At 32.6% G+C, this 19,292-nt stretch carries 23 protein-coding genes; all 23 read left to right on the top strand.

Annotation, left to right across the window (positions count from 1 at the left end; genetic code table 11):
- Window positions 1–210 precede the first annotated feature (210 nt).
- Window positions 211–579, top strand: coding sequence for a P27 family phage terminase small subunit (locus O3802_RS00765; protein ID WP_371457870.1), 369 nt, complete (start codon window positions 211–213; stop codon window positions 577–579).
- Window positions 576–2,306 (top strand): terminase large subunit, encoded by a 1,731-nt coding sequence (locus O3802_RS00760; RefSeq protein ID WP_371457869.1) that lies wholly within the window; start codon window positions 576–578, stop codon window positions 2,304–2,306. The genes O3802_RS00765 and O3802_RS00760 overlap by 4 nt, the downstream gene beginning before the upstream one ends.
- 125 nt (window positions 2,307–2,431) lie before the next feature.
- A complete protein-coding gene (locus O3802_RS00755) occupies window positions 2,432–3,634 on the top strand; it encodes a phage portal protein (protein WP_371457868.1) in 1,203 nt (400 codons plus the stop codon).
- On the top strand, window positions 3,627–4,193 hold the full coding sequence (locus O3802_RS00750; RefSeq protein ID WP_371457867.1) for an HK97 family phage prohead protease: 567 nt from the start codon (window positions 3,627–3,629) through the stop codon (window positions 4,191–4,193). Before O3802_RS00755 ends, O3802_RS00750 begins: the two co-directional genes overlap by 8 nt.
- Entirely contained in the window at window positions 4,186–5,349 is a 1,164-nt protein-coding gene (locus O3802_RS00745) for a phage major capsid protein (RefSeq protein ID WP_371457866.1), read from the top strand. Before O3802_RS00750 ends, O3802_RS00745 begins: the two co-directional genes overlap by 8 nt.
- Window positions 5,350–5,359: 10 nt before the next feature.
- Window positions 5,360–5,614 (top strand): hypothetical protein, encoded by a 255-nt coding sequence (locus tag O3802_RS00740; protein ID WP_371457865.1) that lies wholly within the window; start codon window positions 5,360–5,362, stop codon window positions 5,612–5,614.
- Window positions 5,615–5,759: 145 nt separating this feature from the next.
- The gene (locus O3802_RS00735) at window positions 5,760–5,909 is read left to right on the top strand and encodes a hypothetical protein (protein WP_371457864.1); all 150 of its coding nucleotides are present in this window, start codon (window positions 5,760–5,762) and stop codon (window positions 5,907–5,909) included.
- Window positions 5,909–6,217 carry a phage head closure protein gene (locus tag O3802_RS00730; protein ID WP_371457863.1) on the top strand — a complete coding sequence of 103 codons (309 nt, stop codon included), beginning with the start codon at window positions 5,909–5,911 and terminating at the stop codon, window positions 6,215–6,217. The genes O3802_RS00735 and O3802_RS00730 overlap by 1 nt, the downstream gene beginning before the upstream one ends.
- Complete coding sequence (locus O3802_RS00725) at window positions 6,204–6,569, top strand: HK97 gp10 family phage protein (RefSeq protein ID WP_371457862.1); 366 nt, start codon at window positions 6,204–6,206, stop codon at window positions 6,567–6,569. The genes O3802_RS00730 and O3802_RS00725 overlap by 14 nt, the downstream gene beginning before the upstream one ends.
- On the top strand, window positions 6,566–6,895 hold the full coding sequence (locus O3802_RS00720; protein ID WP_371457861.1) for a hypothetical protein: 330 nt from the start codon (window positions 6,566–6,568) through the stop codon (window positions 6,893–6,895). Before O3802_RS00725 ends, O3802_RS00720 begins: the two co-directional genes overlap by 4 nt.
- Window positions 6,895–7,485, top strand: a complete 591-nt coding sequence (locus tag O3802_RS00715; protein ID WP_371457860.1) for a major tail protein — start codon at window positions 6,895–6,897, stop codon at window positions 7,483–7,485. Before O3802_RS00720 ends, O3802_RS00715 begins: the two co-directional genes overlap by 1 nt.
- A gap of 5 nt (window positions 7,486–7,490) precedes the next feature.
- The gene (locus O3802_RS00710; protein ID WP_371457859.1) at window positions 7,491–7,844 is read left to right on the top strand and encodes a hypothetical protein; all 354 of its coding nucleotides are present in this window, start codon (window positions 7,491–7,493) and stop codon (window positions 7,842–7,844) included.
- 262 nt (window positions 7,845–8,106) lie between these two features.
- Window positions 8,107–10,878: a phage tail tape measure protein gene (locus O3802_RS00705; protein ID WP_371457858.1), complete on the top strand. Its 2,772-nt coding sequence runs from the start codon at window positions 8,107–8,109 to the stop codon at window positions 10,876–10,878.
- Window positions 10,865–11,584, top strand: coding sequence for a hypothetical protein (locus O3802_RS00700; RefSeq protein WP_371457857.1), 720 nt, complete (start codon window positions 10,865–10,867; stop codon window positions 11,582–11,584). Before O3802_RS00705 ends, O3802_RS00700 begins: the two co-directional genes overlap by 14 nt.
- The gene (locus O3802_RS00695) at window positions 11,584–14,883 is read left to right on the top strand and encodes a phage tail spike protein (protein ID WP_371457856.1); all 3,300 of its coding nucleotides are present in this window, start codon (window positions 11,584–11,586) and stop codon (window positions 14,881–14,883) included. The genes O3802_RS00700 and O3802_RS00695 overlap by 1 nt, the downstream gene beginning before the upstream one ends.
- The gene (locus O3802_RS00690; RefSeq protein ID WP_371457855.1) at window positions 14,884–15,315 is read left to right on the top strand and encodes a DUF1617 family protein; all 432 of its coding nucleotides are present in this window, start codon (window positions 14,884–14,886) and stop codon (window positions 15,313–15,315) included.
- Complete coding sequence (locus O3802_RS00685; RefSeq protein WP_371457854.1) at window positions 15,315–15,572, top strand: hypothetical protein; 258 nt, start codon at window positions 15,315–15,317, stop codon at window positions 15,570–15,572. The genes O3802_RS00690 and O3802_RS00685 overlap by 1 nt, the downstream gene beginning before the upstream one ends.
- A gap of 20 nt (window positions 15,573–15,592) precedes the next feature.
- Window positions 15,593–15,976, top strand: coding sequence for a phage holin family protein (locus tag O3802_RS00680; protein ID WP_371457853.1), 384 nt, complete (start codon window positions 15,593–15,595; stop codon window positions 15,974–15,976).
- A gap of 2 nt (window positions 15,977–15,978) precedes the next feature.
- The gene (locus O3802_RS00675) at window positions 15,979–17,214 is read left to right on the top strand and encodes a CHAP domain-containing protein (RefSeq protein WP_371457852.1); all 1,236 of its coding nucleotides are present in this window, start codon (window positions 15,979–15,981) and stop codon (window positions 17,212–17,214) included.
- 392 nt (window positions 17,215–17,606) lie between these two features.
- A complete protein-coding gene (locus O3802_RS00670) occupies window positions 17,607–18,338 on the top strand; it encodes a hypothetical protein (protein WP_371457851.1) in 732 nt (243 codons plus the stop codon).
- Window positions 18,331–18,510, top strand: a complete 180-nt coding sequence (locus O3802_RS00665; RefSeq protein WP_371457850.1) for a hypothetical protein — start codon at window positions 18,331–18,333, stop codon at window positions 18,508–18,510. Before O3802_RS00670 ends, O3802_RS00665 begins: the two co-directional genes overlap by 8 nt.
- Before the next feature lie 117 nt (window positions 18,511–18,627).
- A complete protein-coding gene (locus tag O3802_RS00660) occupies window positions 18,628–18,750 on the top strand; it encodes a hypothetical protein (RefSeq protein WP_371457849.1) in 123 nt (40 codons plus the stop codon).
- A 154-nt stretch (window positions 18,751–18,904) separates the two neighbouring features.
- Window positions 18,905–19,108, top strand: a complete 204-nt coding sequence (locus O3802_RS00655) for a hypothetical protein (protein ID WP_371457848.1) — start codon at window positions 18,905–18,907, stop codon at window positions 19,106–19,108.
- Window positions 19,109–19,292: the final 184 nt, after the last annotated feature.

Raw genomic sequence — 19,292 nt, 5'->3', positions numbered from 1 at the left:
ATGTCCAAAATGTCCGTTATAATTAGTAGTATAGGGAAAATAAAAAAAATTGATTTTCTCTAAAAAATAATTTTTAATTTTTACCCCCCCGCATCAAAAATTTTTATTTTGATGACTTGGGAACCGGGGAAGGGAACTTCTTCCAAAAACGGAGATCTCAGAGAAAAAGGGGTGTAAAAGTCGACGGAAGAAAAAAAGGAGTTGAGATTTTTGGCCAGACCACCAACTAAAAATTCTTTTGAAAAAAATACAATCAAACAAATGAAGTCCTTGGGAACTTATCGAGATGAATTTAAACCGATAATTGAAATCTATGCAGGGCTTCTTTTTCAATATCATACTTACGCAAAGGCGCACGAAGAAAATGATTATCTCGCAATGGAAGAATACACGAACAAGGCAGGAGCAACTAACATGAGGAAAGTTCCATTAATAACAATTATGGAGACTTTGCGGAAAGATATAATTTCCTATTCGGATAGATTGATGTTAAATCCTAAAGCGCTTGGCGATATCGTAACAGAAGAAAATGATTCACCTATTTTAAAATTCTTGCAGACTACTGGAAAAAAATTATGAAGAATTTTGACAGAGCAAAAGCATACGCTAATGATGTTATCTCTGGAAAAGTAGTTGCGAACAAAGAACGCATTCAAGCTGCAGAACGTTTTTTAAAAGATATAGAATCAGATAAGTGGGATCTAAAAGAAAATATTGTGGATTTTGTTGTTACGTTTATTGAAAATATAATAGTCCATGTGCAAGGCGACGATATGAACGCGTTAAGTATAAGAAATACACCACTGAAATTACAAGAGTGGCAACATTTCATAGTTACAAACTTATTCGGATTTAATATCAAAGATAGCCGAGAACGACGGTTTAAGGAATCGTTTATGATGCTGCCGCGTAAAAATGGTAAAACGGCATTCACCGCTGCACTTATACTTGCAGGCTCACTACTGGATATTAAAAGTGGTAGTAAAGCGTATATAGTGGCCAACAGTATTAAACAATCACTAGAGGCATTTGGATTTCTACGACACAATATAGATAGATGGCGCGATAAAAAAATTAATATAAAAGACAATAACCAAGAACATTCTATTACTGGAAATTACGGAGTAGAAGGTTCTTTTTATATTAACGCGTTAGCCAGTGATGAATCCAGATTAGATTCATTAAACGGAAATTTCGTTGTTATAGATGAAGCCCACGGAATGAAAAATTCTAAAAAATATGGATTGATGAAAAAAACAATGAGTGCTTATCGAAATAGGTTACTATCAATTATTAGTACCGCTGGAGATATTCCTAATGGATTTTTGGCTAACAGATTAAAATACTGTCAAAAAATCTTAGATGGAACGATAATCAATGATGAACTTTTTATATTTGTTTGTAAAGCAAATCAAGATAAAGAAGGGAATCCAATTGATTATTTAGACCCCAACACATTAATCATGTCTAATCCATCTTGTGGAGTTACCATCTCACTAGAAAGTTTAATGGCGGAAGCAGAACAAGCGCTTAATGACCCACAGACTAGAAATGAGTTTTTCAACAAAACATTAAACATTTTTACAAATTCAATGAATGCTTACTTCAATGTAGATGAATTTATTGACAGTGATTCTAATTTTGATTGGAGTATTGAAGAATTGGCCAAACTACCAATTAAATGGTATGGTGGTGCAGACTTATCTAAATTACACGATTTAACAGCAACTGCATTATACGGCCAATACAAATATAAAGGGAAAATAATAGATATAGTGATTCCTCATGCATTCTTTCCAATTGTTGCCGCACAAAAAAAAGCTAATGACGATTCAATTCCATTGTTCGGTTGGAAAGAAGATGGCTGGTTAACAATGAGCAATACTCCGACTGTGCTATATGATGATGTTGTCAATTGGTTTGTCGAAATGAGAAACAAAGGATTTAAGATTGCAAAAGTTGGATTTGATAAAAAGTTTGGTAGAGAATTTTTTATTAAAATGAAAAAGCAAAAATTCAACATAGTTGACCAACCACAATATTTTTGGAAAAAATCTCAAGGATTTAGAAGAATTGAAGTCAAAACCAAAAATAAAGAATTCTATTATTGTCATTCAGAGGCATTTGAATATTGCGTAGGAAATGTTCGCGCGATTGAAAAAACTGACGATATGATTCAATTTGAAAAAATTGACGGAGACGGTGGAAATGCAAGAATAGATATTTTTGATGCAGCTGTTTTCGGAGCAGTCCAAATGCTAGAGGATATGGACAAAAACCCTAATATAATGAGCTTTTTCGATTAAAAGAACAGCCATTTAACAGCCGTATAAACGTTCTATTATTTTCTGTAAGGTAATTATACCCCAAAGAACGAATATAGAGCGATTTAAACGGTTTACATAAGATTTAAAAAAGGAGGTAAAAGAGTTTGGGAATTATAGATAAGTTTTTTAAACGTAGCTATCAAAATTCTAATGGTGTTGATATAAAAAAAGTGAATCAAGATAAATTTGTAGAGTACATTTTCCAAGAAGGATATCAGCCATTAAATAAGAATCCAGATGTGATTATTGCAGTTGATAAAATAGCAGACTTAGTATCCAGTATGACTATTCAGTTAATGGAGAATACCGAAAAAGGTGACGTTAGAATTAAAGATGAACTCGCAAAAAAAATCGATGTAGCACCTTGTAAGTATATGACAAGAAAAAGTTGGCTTTACAAAATAGTAAAAGATTTATTGTTAGATGGTAGAGGTAATTCAATTTTGCATATCGAATATGATACCAAAAATGACATCATCAAAAATCTCACACCTTTTCCTATGAAAAGTGTTGATATCATAGCAAACGGAAATGATTATTATATAAAATATAACGGAATTAAGTATTCTCCAGACGAGGTAGTTCATTTCGCAATAAATCCAGATACAGACGAACCATACAAGGGAACAGGATATGAGGTTGTTCTTAAGGATATTGTTCAAAACCTTAATCAAGCAACGTTAACAAAAAGAAGCTTTATGAACGGTAGAAATATGCCTAGCCTAATTATCAAAGTTGATGCGAATAACGATGAGCTTTCTTCGAAAGAAGGCCGAAAAAAAATATATGGAAAATATATTGAAACGGAAAACGCAGGAGAACCTTGGATAATTCCAGCAGAATTATTAGAAGTTCAGCAAATCAAACCGTTAACACTTAATGATATTGCGATTAATGAATCTGTAACTTTAGATAAGCAGACAGTAGCAAGCGTTATAGGTGTGCCACCATTCTTTCTAGGAATAGGTTCATTTAATAAAGAAGAGTATAACAATTTTGTAAGCACCAAAATAATGTCAATCGCTCAAACAATAGCACAGACATTAACGCGAGATATTTTAATTAGTCCTAACAGATACTTCAAACTTAATCCACGTTCACTCTACTCTTACAACTTAACTGAAATGGTAGATGCAGGAAGCAAGATGATTCAATTAGCTGCAATGAGGAGAAACGAACTTAGGGATTGGGTAGGAATGATTCCAGATGAGGAGATGGAAGAAATTATAGTTCTTGAAAATTATCTCCCTCAAGAAAAATTAGGAGATCAAAAAAAACTTTTGGAAGGTGGTGATGACAATGAATAAAAGAACGGCATATATTAATACACAATTTAAGGTTAGAGAAAAAGAGGATACACAAGATTTAATCCTAAGTGGTTATTTTATCAAATTCGATGAAGAAACAGAAATTTGGGACGGTTATTACGAAAAAATTGATAAGAGCGCGATAGATAAATCAATTAATGATTTAGATGTTCGCGCTTTATTCAATCATGATACGTCATTAGTTCTAGGTAGAACCACTAATAAAACTCTAAATTTAACAGTTGATGATACAGGAGTCAAAGGAGAAATTTTAATTAATAAAGATGATCCAATGGCAGTAGGTGTATTTGCGCGAGTAAAACGCGGAGACATAAGCGGATGCAGTTTCGGATTTATCCCAACGGAGATAGATACCATTATAAGAGAAGATAGCACGCTAGATATAATTAAAGGTCTAGAACTTTTAGAAGTAAGTCCATGTACATTTCCAGCTTATCCTCAAACGGAAATTTCGGCTAGAAAAAAAGAGTTTGTAGACAACAAAAAACAACGCTTAGAGCAACGAAAAAAACAATTTAAGGAGAAATATAATGGGTAACGTAATAATTTTAAATGCAAAAATCAAAGCAAGAGCAAATAAATTAATCAATATTGAAAAAGATATCGAGGAAGCTAAAAAACGTGCTGCTGAAACCGAGGCGGCAGTTGATTCAGCTGAAACAGATGAAGATATCGATGTACTAGATGAACAAATGGAAAAAATCCAAAAAGAAATCAAAGAAAAAGAAGAAGCTAAAGAAAAATTAGAACAAGAAATTGTTGATTTAGAAAAAGAATTAGAAGAACTAAACAACAAAAAACCAACATCAGAAAAAGGAGAAAGAGGAATGAATAAAGAAAAAGAAATACGTAGTAATTTAAACAATTTTATCAGAACAAAAGGACAAACAAGAGACGGTGTTAAAATCGTTGACAATGGAGCATTAGTTCCTGTTGAGATTTTAAAACCACAAATTGCACCTACATTGGAAGTCGATTTAAGTAAATTAGTTAACGTTGTGAAAGTAAACAGCGCTTCTGGGAAATATCCAGTAGTTAAAAAATCTGGGAAAAAATTAACAGCTACATCAGAGTTAGAGAAAAATCCAGATTTAGGGAAATTCTCAGCAACACCTGTTGATTACTCAATTGAAACATACCGAGGACATTTAGCAGTTTCTCAAGAAATTATTGATGATGCCGACTTTGATATTTTAGGATTAGTGGCTGAAGATGCTGAACTACAAGTATTAAATACTAAAAATGAAAAAATTGCATCTATTTTAAAAACAGCAACAGCAAAAGCTGTAGCAGGGTTAGATGGAATTAAAGATGTGTACAATAAAGAAATCCCATCAGTTTACGATGTATCGTTAGTAGTGTCAGATTCAATGTTTGCAGCATTAGATAAAGTTAAAGATAAAGAAGGTCGCTATATGTTACAAGTTGATATCACTTCACCTACTGGATATAAATTTGGAGGAAAAGTAATCTATAGACTTCCTGACACTGTTATTGCAGGAGCAACAGGAGAAATGAAAGGATTTATCGGAGATTTAAAAGCCTTTGTTACATTGTTTGATAGATTACAAACAACAGTAAAATGGGTTGAAAATGATATTTATGGGCAGTTACTAGGAATCTTTACTCGTTTTGATGCAAGAAAAACTGACAGCGCAGCTGGATTCTATGTGACTTACACAGATGCAGTCTAGGAGGTAAACTATGGGTGAATATGTAGTGGTTAGAAAATTCTTAGATACAGAAGTTAGAACAAAAAAATATCCTAAAGGGAAATTGTATGAAAAAGGCGAAAAATTTCCAGAAGATGGACTTAAAGTAAGTGAGGAACGTTTAAGGGAATTAAGCACTTACGATAATTCAGCAGGTGATATTTTCATCAAAAAAATAGATGAAATTGAAGAAACAACAGAAGATTCAGGGACAAATAACGAAGAATCTGAAGAAATGTCAGAGTAAAAACTAATTGGTAGGTGATAATATGGATAAAAACTTGATATTGGAGTTGGTTAAGGCCAAAGAAGGAATTACCACATCAATTAGAGACAATTACATCAGTCATATTATCAAAGGGACAATCGACGAATTAACGCGAATTAAGGGCGTGAGATTAAATGGAAACAATCACGCTCACGTCCTTTTTGTAGTCGATTACGCTCATTATCGCTATTGCAATAAAGATGGAGTGGCTATTCCTAGAAACTTGCAATATCGTTTAAATGATTTAATTATCAAAGATGGAGGGGAAAACTAATGTCGTGGAATGACGAGGTAATTTTAATTTCTGAAGGGAAACTAGTTGAAGATGAATTAGGTCAACAAGAGAGAAAAAGAGAGGAACTTAAAGTTCTATGCAATGAGAAGTCCGTAGGACGTTTTGAATTTTATCAAGCGGCAAGAGCAGGATTTAAACCCCAATTAATTCTTAGAATACATCGCTTTGAAAACAACAATCCAATTGAAGTTGTTTTTAGAGGTAAAAAATATAGTGTAATTAAAGAATATACATCTGACGATATTACTGAGTTAACTTGTGAGGAAATCAAAAATGAAAGCAGATGATTTAGGAAAAGCCATATTAAAGGAATTGCAGAACTATGCAAAGGAAGTTCAAGAGGATATGGACGAAGTTGCCGATAAAGTTGCTGATGAAGTTGTAGAAAAATTAAAGAATGAGAGTCCTAAAAGTAACAGAAAGAGTGGCGGAGCATATGCTAGTAGCTGGGGCAAAACGAAAGAAAAAGGAAAAATAACAATCCATAATAAAAAACACTATAGACTAACCCACCTACTAGAGCGAGGCCATGCCAAAAGAAATGGGGGAAGAACAAAAGCCCAGCCGCATATCGAACCTGTTGAACAATTTGCAATTGATATGTTTCCGAAAAAATTAGAGGAGCGACTAGGACGATGAATAATTTATTTAATAATTTGAAACAATTAGGAATACCAGTTGCTTATCATCATTTTGTTAATAGAACAACTCCTACTATTCCTTATTTAGTATATTATTCAGAAGCCAGCAAAAAATTACTGGCAGACAACAAGATACACTGGAAAGTATCAGATATGGTGGTAGAGTTATACAATACAAAAAAAGATTTGAAACTGGAAGAAAAATTGGAAGACATATTAGACGAAATGAAATTAATATACGATAAAACAGAGACATATATTCAAGATGAAGATATATACATGATCTCTTATGATTTTAAATTTGAAAATAGGAGGAAAAAATAATGGAAGAGAATAAGGTAACGTACGGTTTAGAAAAAGTACATTATGCAGTTATTACAGGAGAAAAACAAGGAAAAATTGAGTATGGTACACCTAAACCTATTCTCGGAGGTGTTGAACTTTCCTTAGAACCTAAAGGAGATATTTTCGCTATAAAAGCTGACAACATTGATTTTTATAAAACAGAAAGCAATGAAGGTTATGAAGGAACGCTAAAAGTAGTTAACCTACCTGAAGCATTTAAACAAGAAGTACTTGGAGAAAAAGTAGAAGGTGGAATAACAAGTGAATACAGTAATGCAACTAAAAATTCATTTGCATTATTATTCCAGTTTGAAGGCGATGCACATGCAACACGCCACGTGCTATATAATTGCACAGCTAAAAGACCGAAAGTATCAAGTTCAACAAAAGATGGTAACAACTATAATACAGATGAATTAAGCTTTTCAGCATCACCTAGATCGACCGATAAAGTAGTTAAGAGAAAGACTAATAAAGAGACGCCAACTGAAACATACAACAAATGGTTCGAAAAAGTACCAGAAATTGAAGCTTCAGCAAGTTCTGTACTATCATCAACAGGGAGGTAAATTAGATGGAGTTAGTAGTTAAAGGAATTAAATTAAAAGCAGCAGCTAATTTGCCTTTTAAATACAAAGCGCATTTTAGACGTGATTTTTTCAACGATATTTTAAAACTAGCTAAAAAATTCAACAAAAAAGAAGAAGCTACTAAAAAACTAAATAAAAAAAATAAACATATAAATGAAATTACAGGGGCAGATATCGACATTATGTACGACATCTTCTGGACATGCGCAAAAATTGCAGATGATAGTATTCCAGAAAAAGAAGAATTTTTTGGTTTACAAGAAAATTTAACTGTAACAGATATTTTCGAAAATATAGCATACTTACTAGAGGCAACTTTTTATACTGAAAAAAAGTAGATGACTCTGAAAATGCTTCAGATGAAGTATTTACTCCTGAATCATTTTTCATGTGTTGCAAGCAATGCGGTCTAACGCTAGATGAATTGTCAGAAATGACAATAGGAAATGCTCTTGATTATCAAACAAAATATGTTGAAATGCATAGTGATAATAAGAAAGAGAAGAAAGCAGTTAGAGCAACACAAAATCATTTTGATAATTTTTAGAGCAAGATTAATTAATCTTGCTCTTTTTAATAATTTAGGAAAGGAGGAATAATATGGCTAAGATTAAAGGAATAACTATTGAAATAGATGGAAATACACAAGGCTTGGAAAAAGCATTGAAAGGTGTCGAGAAAAATACTACAAGTATTCAAAAAGAGTTAAAACAAGTAGATAAATTGTTAAAATTTGATCCTAATAATACAGTTCTATTATCTCAAAAACAAGAATTACTTGGAAAAAGTATAAATTCTACTTCTGAAAAATTAAAAGTACTAAAATCAGTAGAAGAACAAGTTGAAGCACAATTCAAGCAAGGTAAAATCGGCGAAGAGCAATATAGAGCATTTAAACGAGAGTTAGAAAGCACTCAAAATGTTCTTGAAGGATACAAAGGAAAACTATCTGGAATCCAAAGTGAACAAAGTAAACTTGGAGAAAATACTAAAACTCTGGAGAAATACTTTAGTTTGACAGGGAAAAGTGTTGAGGATTTCCGCCACGTTCTTGGTGATAAGCTAACAAATGCAATCAAAAGTGGAAAAGCTAGTAGCGCTGATTTGGATAAAGCCCTTGAGAAGATAGGAAAAAGCGCCTTAGAGAGCAAGGTAGATGTTAATGAATTTAAAAATGCTATTAACAAAATTGATAATATTGATGGAATTGAGAAATTAAACAAACAATTTAAAAATTTAGATGGAACTATAGAAGAATCAACTAAAAAAATTGGGAAAAAACTTGATTTTCAAAATATACAAGCTGGTGCACAAGTAGTTCAAAATCTCGGTAATAAAATTAAAAGTTTTGGTAGCAAAGCAGTTAGCGCATTTACAGAAATAGATGCAGGATTAGATATAGTAACATCGAAAACTGGAGCCATGGGAACAGCATTAGAAGGGATGCATGATATTGTAAAAAATATCGGCGGAACAACTGGCTATAGTTTTGAACAAATCGGCAATGCAGTTGGTGAGATTAATACACAATTTGGTTTAACAGGAGAAACTTTAGAGAAAACATCATTGCTATTTTTAAAATTTTCAAAAGCAAATACTACCGATGTAACGACCAGTGTAATTAACGCTAAGAAAGCGATAGAGGCATTTGGATTAAGTTCTGAAAATCTAGGAAACGTATTGGATTCGGTAACCAAGGTTGCACAGAATACTGGGCAATCAGTTGATACGATTTTCAGCAAAACAGTAGCAGGAGCACCAATCCTTAAAGAATTGAATCTAAGCTTCCAACAAGGAGCAAACCTTATAGGAGTGTTTGAACAAAGAGGATTAGATTCATCTAATATGCTAAGTAAACTAACTAAAGCAGCAGCGATTTACGGGAAAGAAGGGAAAACCTTAACTGAAGGATTAAAAGGAACTATAGAAAAAATAAAGAATGCTACAAGTTCTCAAGAACAATATAATGAAGCTTCAAGAGTTTTCGGAACTAAAGCAGCGCAACCTATGATTGCTGCGATAAAAGAAGGTAAGTTAAGCTTTGAGTCATTAAATAGCACTATGGAAAATGTTCAAGGTACTACAGAAGAAACAGCCAAAAGAATGGGAGAATCTCATAAAGGTATAGGTGCTGCTGCTAATGCTCACAAATTGGCAATGTCAGAATTAGGAGAAATAATTGCGGGAACAATAACACCTATCTTTCAACAATTGGCTAAAGTATTCAAAAAGGTAGCTGACTTTTTTAATAAGATTCCCACCCCAATTAAAGACTTTATTGTAATACTCGGACTACTAGTTGCTGCATTTGCTTCTTTAGCGCCAAGTATTGCAGTTGTAGCTCTCGCAATGAGCTCGCTAGAAATTGCACTGGCTCCAATATTATTGATATTCGCAGGAATAGCGCTCGCAATCGCGGGTATAATTGTTATTTGGAAAAATTGGGGAACAATCATTGATTGGTTAAGTCAAAAATGGGATGAGTTTAAAAATTATGTATCAGGAATATGGACAGTCATTTCCGAGACAGCCAGCATAGTTTGGGGGACAATTAGCACAACCATATCAACAGTAATAACTATAGTTTCAACCATAATTAGCACGACATTAGCGGTGATTAGTGGAATATGGTCAAGTATCTGGGGAACAATCAGCGGTGTTGCTTCAACTATTTGGGAAACAATCAGCACAACGATAACAACCTTAATCGATGGTATTTCAAATACAATCAGCACAGTACTAGATACAATTAGTGGCATTTGGTCAACAATTTGGGGAACAATCAGTGGAATTGCCTCAACTATTTGGGGTGGGATTACAACAACAATATCTGGAGCATTAGGAGGAATAAGCACAACATTTAGTTCTATAATGAGCGGAATAAGCAGAACAGCTAGCACTATTTGGGATGGAATTAAGGGTGTGTTTAGTCGAGCGATAAACTGGATTAAAGGGTTGTTTAATTTCCAATTTAAATGGCCTCATATCCCATTACCACATTTCAGCATAAGCGGAAGTATGAACCCATTAAAATGGATAGATGAAGGTGTACCCAAAATTTCAGTTCAATGGTACGCAAAAGGTGGTATCTTAACTAAACCAACGATATTTGGTGCAAGAGATGGCCAATTATTAGGTGGTGGAGAGGCAGGAAATGAAGCAGTCCTACCACTTAACGAACAAACACTTGGAGCAATAGGGCGAGGAATAGCTGCAACAATGAACAATGAAAGCATAGTTATTAATATTAACAATCCAATTGTTAGAGAAGAAGCAGATATTCAATTAATAGCTCAGGCAGTTTACCATGAAATCGAAAAAGGAAAAAACAGATTAAATAAATTGAGAGGAATAAGCGATGATAGAATTTAACAAGTTAACTTTTAACAATAAAAGCACAGCTGATTTTGATTTTGAAATTATCGTTGAGACTTCTCCATCATTAAATTATGTAAGCAGCAAATCAGAACTATTTGAACTAGATGGGAAAACAGGTGCATTAGTTCGAGATAACTCCAATAGAGGTGTGTTACCTTTAAAATACACATTACACCTTATCAAGCCAACAGAAGAGCAACTCAAAGAAATTAAACGTTGGTTATCAGTTGAAAACGCGTGGCTTAAACCACCGCAGAAAAACATCCTATACAAAGTGTACAAAGTAGAAAGCTTTTCTTCATTTCGAAATAAACTTGGCAATTATCAAATTGAAGTGGAATTCAAATGTGATCCTATTGCATATAATATTGAGCCATTCAGTAAAGTATTTAATCCAAACGGAACACTAGACACGCAAGGAGACTATGCTATTTTTCCAAAAATAACAATCGAAGGGAATAGCACTAGTGAAGTGAGTTTAACAATTGGAACGCAAGTAGTAAGATTTTCGAAACTAGATACAAAAATCGTAATGGACGGAAACCCAAGTAATCCAGTTGTTTTAGATAAAAACGGAAATGATGAAACAGTACTTTGGAAAGGTGATTTTATTAAATTAGAACCAAATAAAAGGCTTGGTATAGTTGGGAGTACAGGTATTATAAGTATTAAAATTGAATGCAGATGGGGGTGGTATTAGTGATAGAATTATATAACCAAAATACAACGGACTTCACCTATCACGGAGTGATTCTACATGAATGTACAAAAGCTGTTGTTAAGGAAGCTTTAAACGGCGATTTTGTAGCCAAATTAGAATACCCCATCACTAATTCCCATAGGTACAAAAAACTAAAAACAAATAAGATAATATACCTACCCACACCTAGAGGAAATCAACCATTTAGAATTTATGATCTTGAAAAAAGAAATGACAGAATAATAATCGAAGCGCAACACACAACTTTTGACATAATGGAACAATTGGTCGAACCTATTAGTATTAATAATAAGACATGTAGAGAGGCCTTAGATACATTATTCGGAAAAATGAAAACCCCAAATAGTAAATTCACTTGGAAATCTGAAATAACAGAACGTCATACTTACAATACAACGGAAGAAAAAACCTTTTATTCCAACCTAATGGACGGTAAACATAGTATAGTAGGTACATGGGAAGGTGAGTTATTAAGAGATAATTTCGGCATAGAAATTAAGAAAAGAATTGGGAAAGATACCAATATTGTTATCTCAACAAGTACAAATCTTAAAACCTTCGAAGAGAAACAAAGTTCGCGCGGTGTAGTTACTAAAATTTATGGAAAATCAACGTTTAAAGCAAATAAAGACGACAAAGAGGATACAGTATTAACAGCGGTAGCGATAAGCTCACTTAGAAATACGTATCCTTTTGAACGTGAAAAAAGCTATGAAAACAACAATATAAGAAGTCAATCAGAACTTATACAATGGTTAAATAACAAGTTTAATAAAGACCATATCGACAAAGTAAGTAGCAATATTAAAGTAACACATCAACAACTAAACAACAGGATTATTAATTTAGGTGATACCGTGCGAATTTATGTAGCCGAACATGATGTAGAAGTCACTAGAAAATGTACCGAATATGAGTACGATGCTATCTTTAAAAGATATATCAATGTTACTTTCGGTGAGGAAAAAACAGGAATAACAGGAATTGGAAGCACACATAGTAATAGTAGCCAGGAAGTTCAAAACATTGTAAGTATGTTTCCTGGCAACAGCAAAGAATTCTATGATAACTTAGCGGAATTGTTGCAAGAAAACGCTAAGAAGTTATTTGAAAAAGAGAGTGGAAAATTCTTGGAAGGTATTAAAGACAGTATCGAAAAAAATAAATCTCAAATAGAACTTAACAAAGCGAAAATCACAGATGAACTGAATAGGCTCAAAGTAGATACTAGTAATGAATTAAGCAACTTCAATAAAAGTTTAAAAGAAACAAAAGCAACAATGGATGGACGTAATGAATATTACGGGAAACAATTTAATGCTCTACACGATGATATAGACAGAGGTTTCCACTTTTTTGAGCAAAAATTCGAACAGCGAATTAAAAGAACAGTTGATGATAGTATGATACGTACAGACGCTTTAAGAGCCTGGACAGAAGATTTAACGACAAGCAAATTAACTAGAGAAAGAGAAGAAATCCTAAGAATCATCGACAATAAAGGATATATTACAAACACCTCTTTTTCTAACAAGTTTGAAGAAACAGCAAAAGGGATTCGAAGAGAAATAAGCAATGTTGATAATAAGGTAAATACTTTAAATTCATGGAAGTTAGTAGCGAATGAGACACTAAACAACGTGGTATCTAAAACAAATGATGTACTTACCTATTCACAACTAAAAATAACAAATAATGGAATTAATTTTGGAGCAGGCCAAGAGTTCAACGGACAAAAATTAATAAGTATGCTTACAGTTAATCCAGGATATATCAAGGCAATAACCGAAAAAATGATAATAACTCCAGCTAATGAAAATTTAGTGAATTCAGATCTCAAGAATACTTCTTTTGTAGCCAGTAATGGAAAGATGCTAGCAACAGAAATAACAGGAATTAATACTCCAGCAGAATTTCTTATCAAGGGATACACGCAAATACCAAGTGTGACTATATTATATTTCTCCGCAAAAGTGCAGCTGAAAAACTCGAATACTATTCATACATATACGGCCTCACCTTATCTTGTTAACAGTGGAAATTTCGAGTGTAGCTTAAAGATAGACAACGTCGATACCGATCAAGTGAAGAACATATCTTTTATAGCATATACATACAGCGAATCTGGGGCAGGGATAGTTACATTTAAAAACTTAGCCATTATCCAAAAAAAATCAGCAAGCTTACTGGTGGACGGAACTATCACATCGAATCATCTAATGTCTAAGATTATTAAAGCAGCACACATTGACACAAGCGCAATAGAGGCTATACATATCAAATCAAATAGTTTAACAGCTGATAAAATTTTAGTAGATGAGGCATTTATTAACAAACTATTAGTTAACAATTTATTAGTGGATAAACTAACCACTAATTATGCATTTATAACTAAAATATTAGCGACTGATATTGATGCAACTCGAATAAAGTCGGGATATTTAAGTGGAGATAGAATATACGGTGGAACAATTCAAGGGGTCACACTCCAAGGATTAAATAAAATAAAAATAGGTGAACGTGGATTTATGCAACCGATAGAAAAAGGACTACAAATCAACGCTCCTGCATCTCATAACGCTAATTGGGGAGTTGGGGTTCAAATTGCTGGTGCTGCTTATCCAAGAGCCGGCACAGGAACAGTTCCTAAAGGATTATTCATATATAGTGATGACGATTTTGATACTGGTGGGACAGTAACTTCAAGAAACGAAAATTTAATAACAGTTAATGGAACAATTACTTGTCGAAGTTTATCTGATGGATATGGGAATTATAGTTGGGGATATGCAATCCCTACTATTAGGGAGTTTAATCAAGGAGGCAAAGGTCTATATCCAATATTTGACATATATCACCAAGATAATAGCAATGGACAATATTTACTATATACCGTACCAGGTACAACTTTCTCAGTTGATGCCTCAAGAATATCTGATATTAGATTAAAAACAAATATAAAAGAATCTAAAATCAAAGCGTTAAACATTATTAATCAAATTTCATTCAAGTCATTTGATTGGCGAGAAGCTAAAAAAGGTCATGAAAAACTCGGAATGATAGCGCAAGAATTGGAAAAATTAGAACCTAGCTTTGTTAAATTTATAACACCGCAAAGAGGAGAAGGCCATTACGCGCTAGATATGGCAACACTAAGCACCTATAATCTAAAGGCAACCCAAGAGATTGATTATAAATTTGAAGTCAAAATAGCAGAATTAAACCAAAAAATAAACAAACTAGAAAATGAAATAAAAGAATTAAGGAGTGCAGCATAAATGGAATTAAAGATTAAAAACAAAAACATAGAGATTATATACAAAATATTTTCGGAATTACCTATTACGAAAATGAAAGCAAATAGAGGTAGGGCTAAACTGCTTAAAAAACTAGAAGAAAAATTCAATAATTTTATCGAGGACAGAAAAGAAATCCTTGAACTTTATGTTGAATTCGATAAAGAAGGTAAACCTATTTCAAACAATGGAAAGTTACAATTTAAAGAGGATTATACCGAAAAAGACTTAACTAAAGATATTGACGAATTAGCCAATGAATTAATCATTATCCAAAGTGGAGAATACTCAAATAGATTTATTGACTTATTTGATGATCTAGAAAATTTAGAAACGCAATTATCAGCACAAGAAATAATCTTATTAGATGAATTATTAGAGCAATACGAAAATCAAAAAGGAGAACAAAAATAATGGCATTAGTAATTAAAAAAACAACAAAACTTACTGGAGAATTTAAAGTGGAAGACGTAATCGTTAAAACAACAACAGTAGATATTGACGAAAACGGAGTATCAACTGTATTTGAGTATATGAACAATGCAGACTTATATGCCTCTAATCGAAGAGAAATGAGAAAACAGGAAAAAGAATTTAGAGATAAAAGATATGAAGTTGAAGATGCTATTTTAGCTGAAATCGAAAAGAAAAATATAGGTCAACAAGCCTAATTTAATTAAGGAGAAACATAATGTTTGAATTTTTAAAACACTTTCTAGAAACTGAAGATGGAAAAATTTTATATTTATTATCAATGATAAGCTTAGCGATGATTCTTGATTTCTTAACAGGAATCATTGCTGCTAAAATTAATTCTAATATCACATTCAATTCTAAAGCAGGAATTAATGGGATTTTACGAAAAATAGGAAGTATTCTAGTAATGGTATTCTTCATTCCGATTTCAGTGCTTATTCCTGGAGATACAGGCACTATTCTTATATATACACTATACATAGGATACTTAGTAATGGAGCTTAAGAGCATTGTAGAAAACCTAAATAAAATGGGAATAGATGCAGAAGCTCTTAAAAATATCATCGAATTACTTAGCAAAAATAGAGGTGACAAATAGTGGTGAAAAAATCTGAAGCAATCGCACATTTAAAGTCGGAGGTTAATAAACCTCATGATATTGACGGATTTTATGGAAGTCAATGTACAGATTGGGTTAACTACTATTTAGGCAAAAACTGGGGAATCAGATTATATGGAAATGCTATTGACTTTTTAGAAAATGCTAAAAAACAAGGTTTAACTGTAATATATAACGCTCCAGGAGTTAATCCAAAAGAAGGAGATATATTTGTAATGGAAGTACCTTATCACGAGCTCGGCCACACTGGAACAGTAATCGCTGATAGTGATGGATATACGATTGAAACCATTGAACAAAATATTGATGGAAATGCAGATGCATTAACCAACGGAGCGCCTGCACGATTTAACAAACGTGATTTCACTGGTGTTATTGGTTGGATTAGACCAGACTTTGAAGATGAAGGGAGTAGAAATATGACTTATATAGAAGATGAAACGTATTTAAGAAGAGACACACCTCAAGTTGGTGTATCTCCTTACAGACAAGTACACGCACATTCAACAGGAAATCCTAATTCTAAAGCCAGCGGAGAAGCTAGCTATATGAGAAATAAGGATTTAAACAGCGGTTTCTATACGCATGTAGTAGGGAATGGCCAAGTATTTCAAACAGCCTTAGTAGGACAAGGCGCTTGGGATGTTGGAGGCGGTTGGAACAATGAAACATTTGCTGCAGTCGAACTTATAGAAAGCCATAGAACTTACGAAGAATTTAGAAAAGACTATGAAATTTATATCCAATTATTAAGAGATTTAGCAACACAAGGTGGAATACCAATTACAGTTGATTCTAGCGCTCTTGAAGGAATAAAAACACATTTTTATTGTACTAACAATCAACCTAATAACTTTTCAGACCACATAGATCCATATCATTATTTGGCCAAATGGGGTATTACAAAAGAACAATTTAAAAAAGATGTTGAAAGTGGAAGCATAAGCAATATCCCACAAAATAATAATGACAGTAGTAATGTACTAGATACCAATACTACTCTAGAAAATCGAGAACAGCCATACTATAGGGGTTACCTAAGCGAAGATTATTATGTGGAAACAGAGCCTAATGCAAATAGTAAGGACAAAGAATACTTACCTAAAGGAACAGAAGTGTACGTATACGAAAAGAAAAACGGCTGGAGTAGAATAGGTTCTCACACATCAAATCAATGGGTAGAAGATGATTATTTAGTTAACGCTACTGATATGTAGTATCGTGTTGCAATAAATGATAAACAATGTTATAATTTAGTAAGGCTTTTCGAATCCAAAAAGCCAACTAGATACCAAACCCCTTAGCTTATGCTAGGGGGTTATTTTTTATTGACAAAGATTGAAAATTGTATTATTATTTAGTTATAGATAAATACGGTATTTTATAGTTTGAGAGAATGTATATTTTGAATCTAAATCATTCGAGTTCAAATAAAGATTTATCTGTATTGCCTTATGGCTGAGCCGGTGTCGGCTCTTTTTTTAACCCTTAACTAAGTTTGAGGGTTATTTTTTTATGTCTTCTTTAAAACTTTTTACAAAAAACTATTGACACGTTATAACGTGTATGATATAATAAAAGTACAAAGTAAGAAATGAGGTAAAAGGAAATGGGAAAATTCATAGAAAAAAACGGTAGATCTCTAATGAAAGAAGTAACAAAAGAGTACTTGCTTAGAGCACAATCAATTTTTAAATTTGTAAAAACATCAAAATATTACACTTCTACATTTGATATCATAAGAAAAAATGACCATACAGTCCTTGAAATAGTAAGCATTTCTCATTGCAGCAGATATTTAAGTAAGCCAGAGGTTAAAATGGTAACAGTAATTGTGAGAGGAAATGACGAAGAATATATTAACTCTGAATATGAGAGGGACGATAGAATTGAGGTGTTCGAATTTTTACACGAACTAAAACTTGATTATTACGGAGTAGCTAAAATTTTTAACGAAGGGGTAAAAATCGGAGATAAAGATTACTCATCTACAATCGTTCCTTTTGAATTTAGAGAAGCTAAAAAAATGAACCTATACAAAAATGTTAGTTCAGAGGACTTAGAAAAAATCTTAAAAGAAGGTATCCTGCCAATTTCAAAAACTGGGAATGATAACTGGGAAGGTAATAGAAGAGCAAATAATTCAACTGAGGTGGTTTATTTATTCAACCCAACAACAGATGTTAAAAGTTTCAGCCAATATGGAGATGTGGTGCTTGAGGTTGAAGTAGAGGCTTACAGAAATGAAATTGCACCTAATGATTCTAACCATGGACAATATGAGGAATATATCGTAGCGGAAGTTAAACCAGAACAAATAGTGGGTGTGAGATATGAGTAAATTATCAGAATCAAAAAGAAAAGCTAACAAGAAATGGGACGATAAGAATAAGGAGCGCAAGACTTACATAGTCAAGCGCTCTACAGCTAGAAATTTTATAAAGAATATGGATCGCGAGGATATTGCAGAATTTGAGCAATTAATCCAGGAGAGGAAGGAAAGAAAAGAGTAGTTGTTATTGACATCTACTTCTTTTTTTATTGACAAATTTTTTTAAAAATTTTTCAAAATAACTATTGACTTTATACATCATATGATGTATAATTATAAATATAAAGGAGGTGAAAAAGTGGGTAAAAAACAAAATAAAAAAGAAGATTCTAAACAAGAAACTCTTTTAAAATTATCAATAATATTAGCTCTGGTACAGTTAATTAAAACGATAATTGAGTTGATTGCTAAAATCTTCTAAATACTTCAAGGGAACGGAGCTTATAAAAGCTCCAAGTACCTACTTGTTACTCACATTATACCATGAAAAAAGAAAAGATACAAATAACAATTCTTATTTTAGGAATTATAGCGACTATAATTTCAATAATTTTAAAATTTATCTAGGAGGTAGTATGATTGAAAAAGTAATAAAAGAAATTGAAGAATTATTTAACAGCAACATTACAGATTATAGAATAGCGAAAGATAGTGGTGTAGCTTTAAGTATGATTCAAAATTACAGAAATGGCAGTAGGAGTATAGAAAATATGACTTTAAAAACAGCCGGGAAATTATGTAAGTATATCGAAAGGTATGAAAAAATAGACAAAAAATGATATAAAGGAATTATAGAGCTACGATAGGTGGGGGAATTCTTAGTGTATTGGAAAAGACCTCGATTATATTAATATTTTAATAAAAACCAAACAATATATCACTAAAACTATTACGGAATTATAAACGTTGTTATTTATTTGTATTAATAAATAATACTAATTTTAAATTAAGAAACATTGAATT

Origin of the sequence: Gemella sp. 27098_8_92 (genome assembly GCF_041433685.1) — a bacterium.
In the GTDB taxonomy this organism is placed as follows: domain Bacteria; phylum Bacillota; class Bacilli; order Staphylococcales; family Gemellaceae; genus Gemella.
The sequence above is the reverse complement of the archived record's forward strand: the minus strand, read 5'-3'. Positions and strand labels throughout refer to the sequence as shown.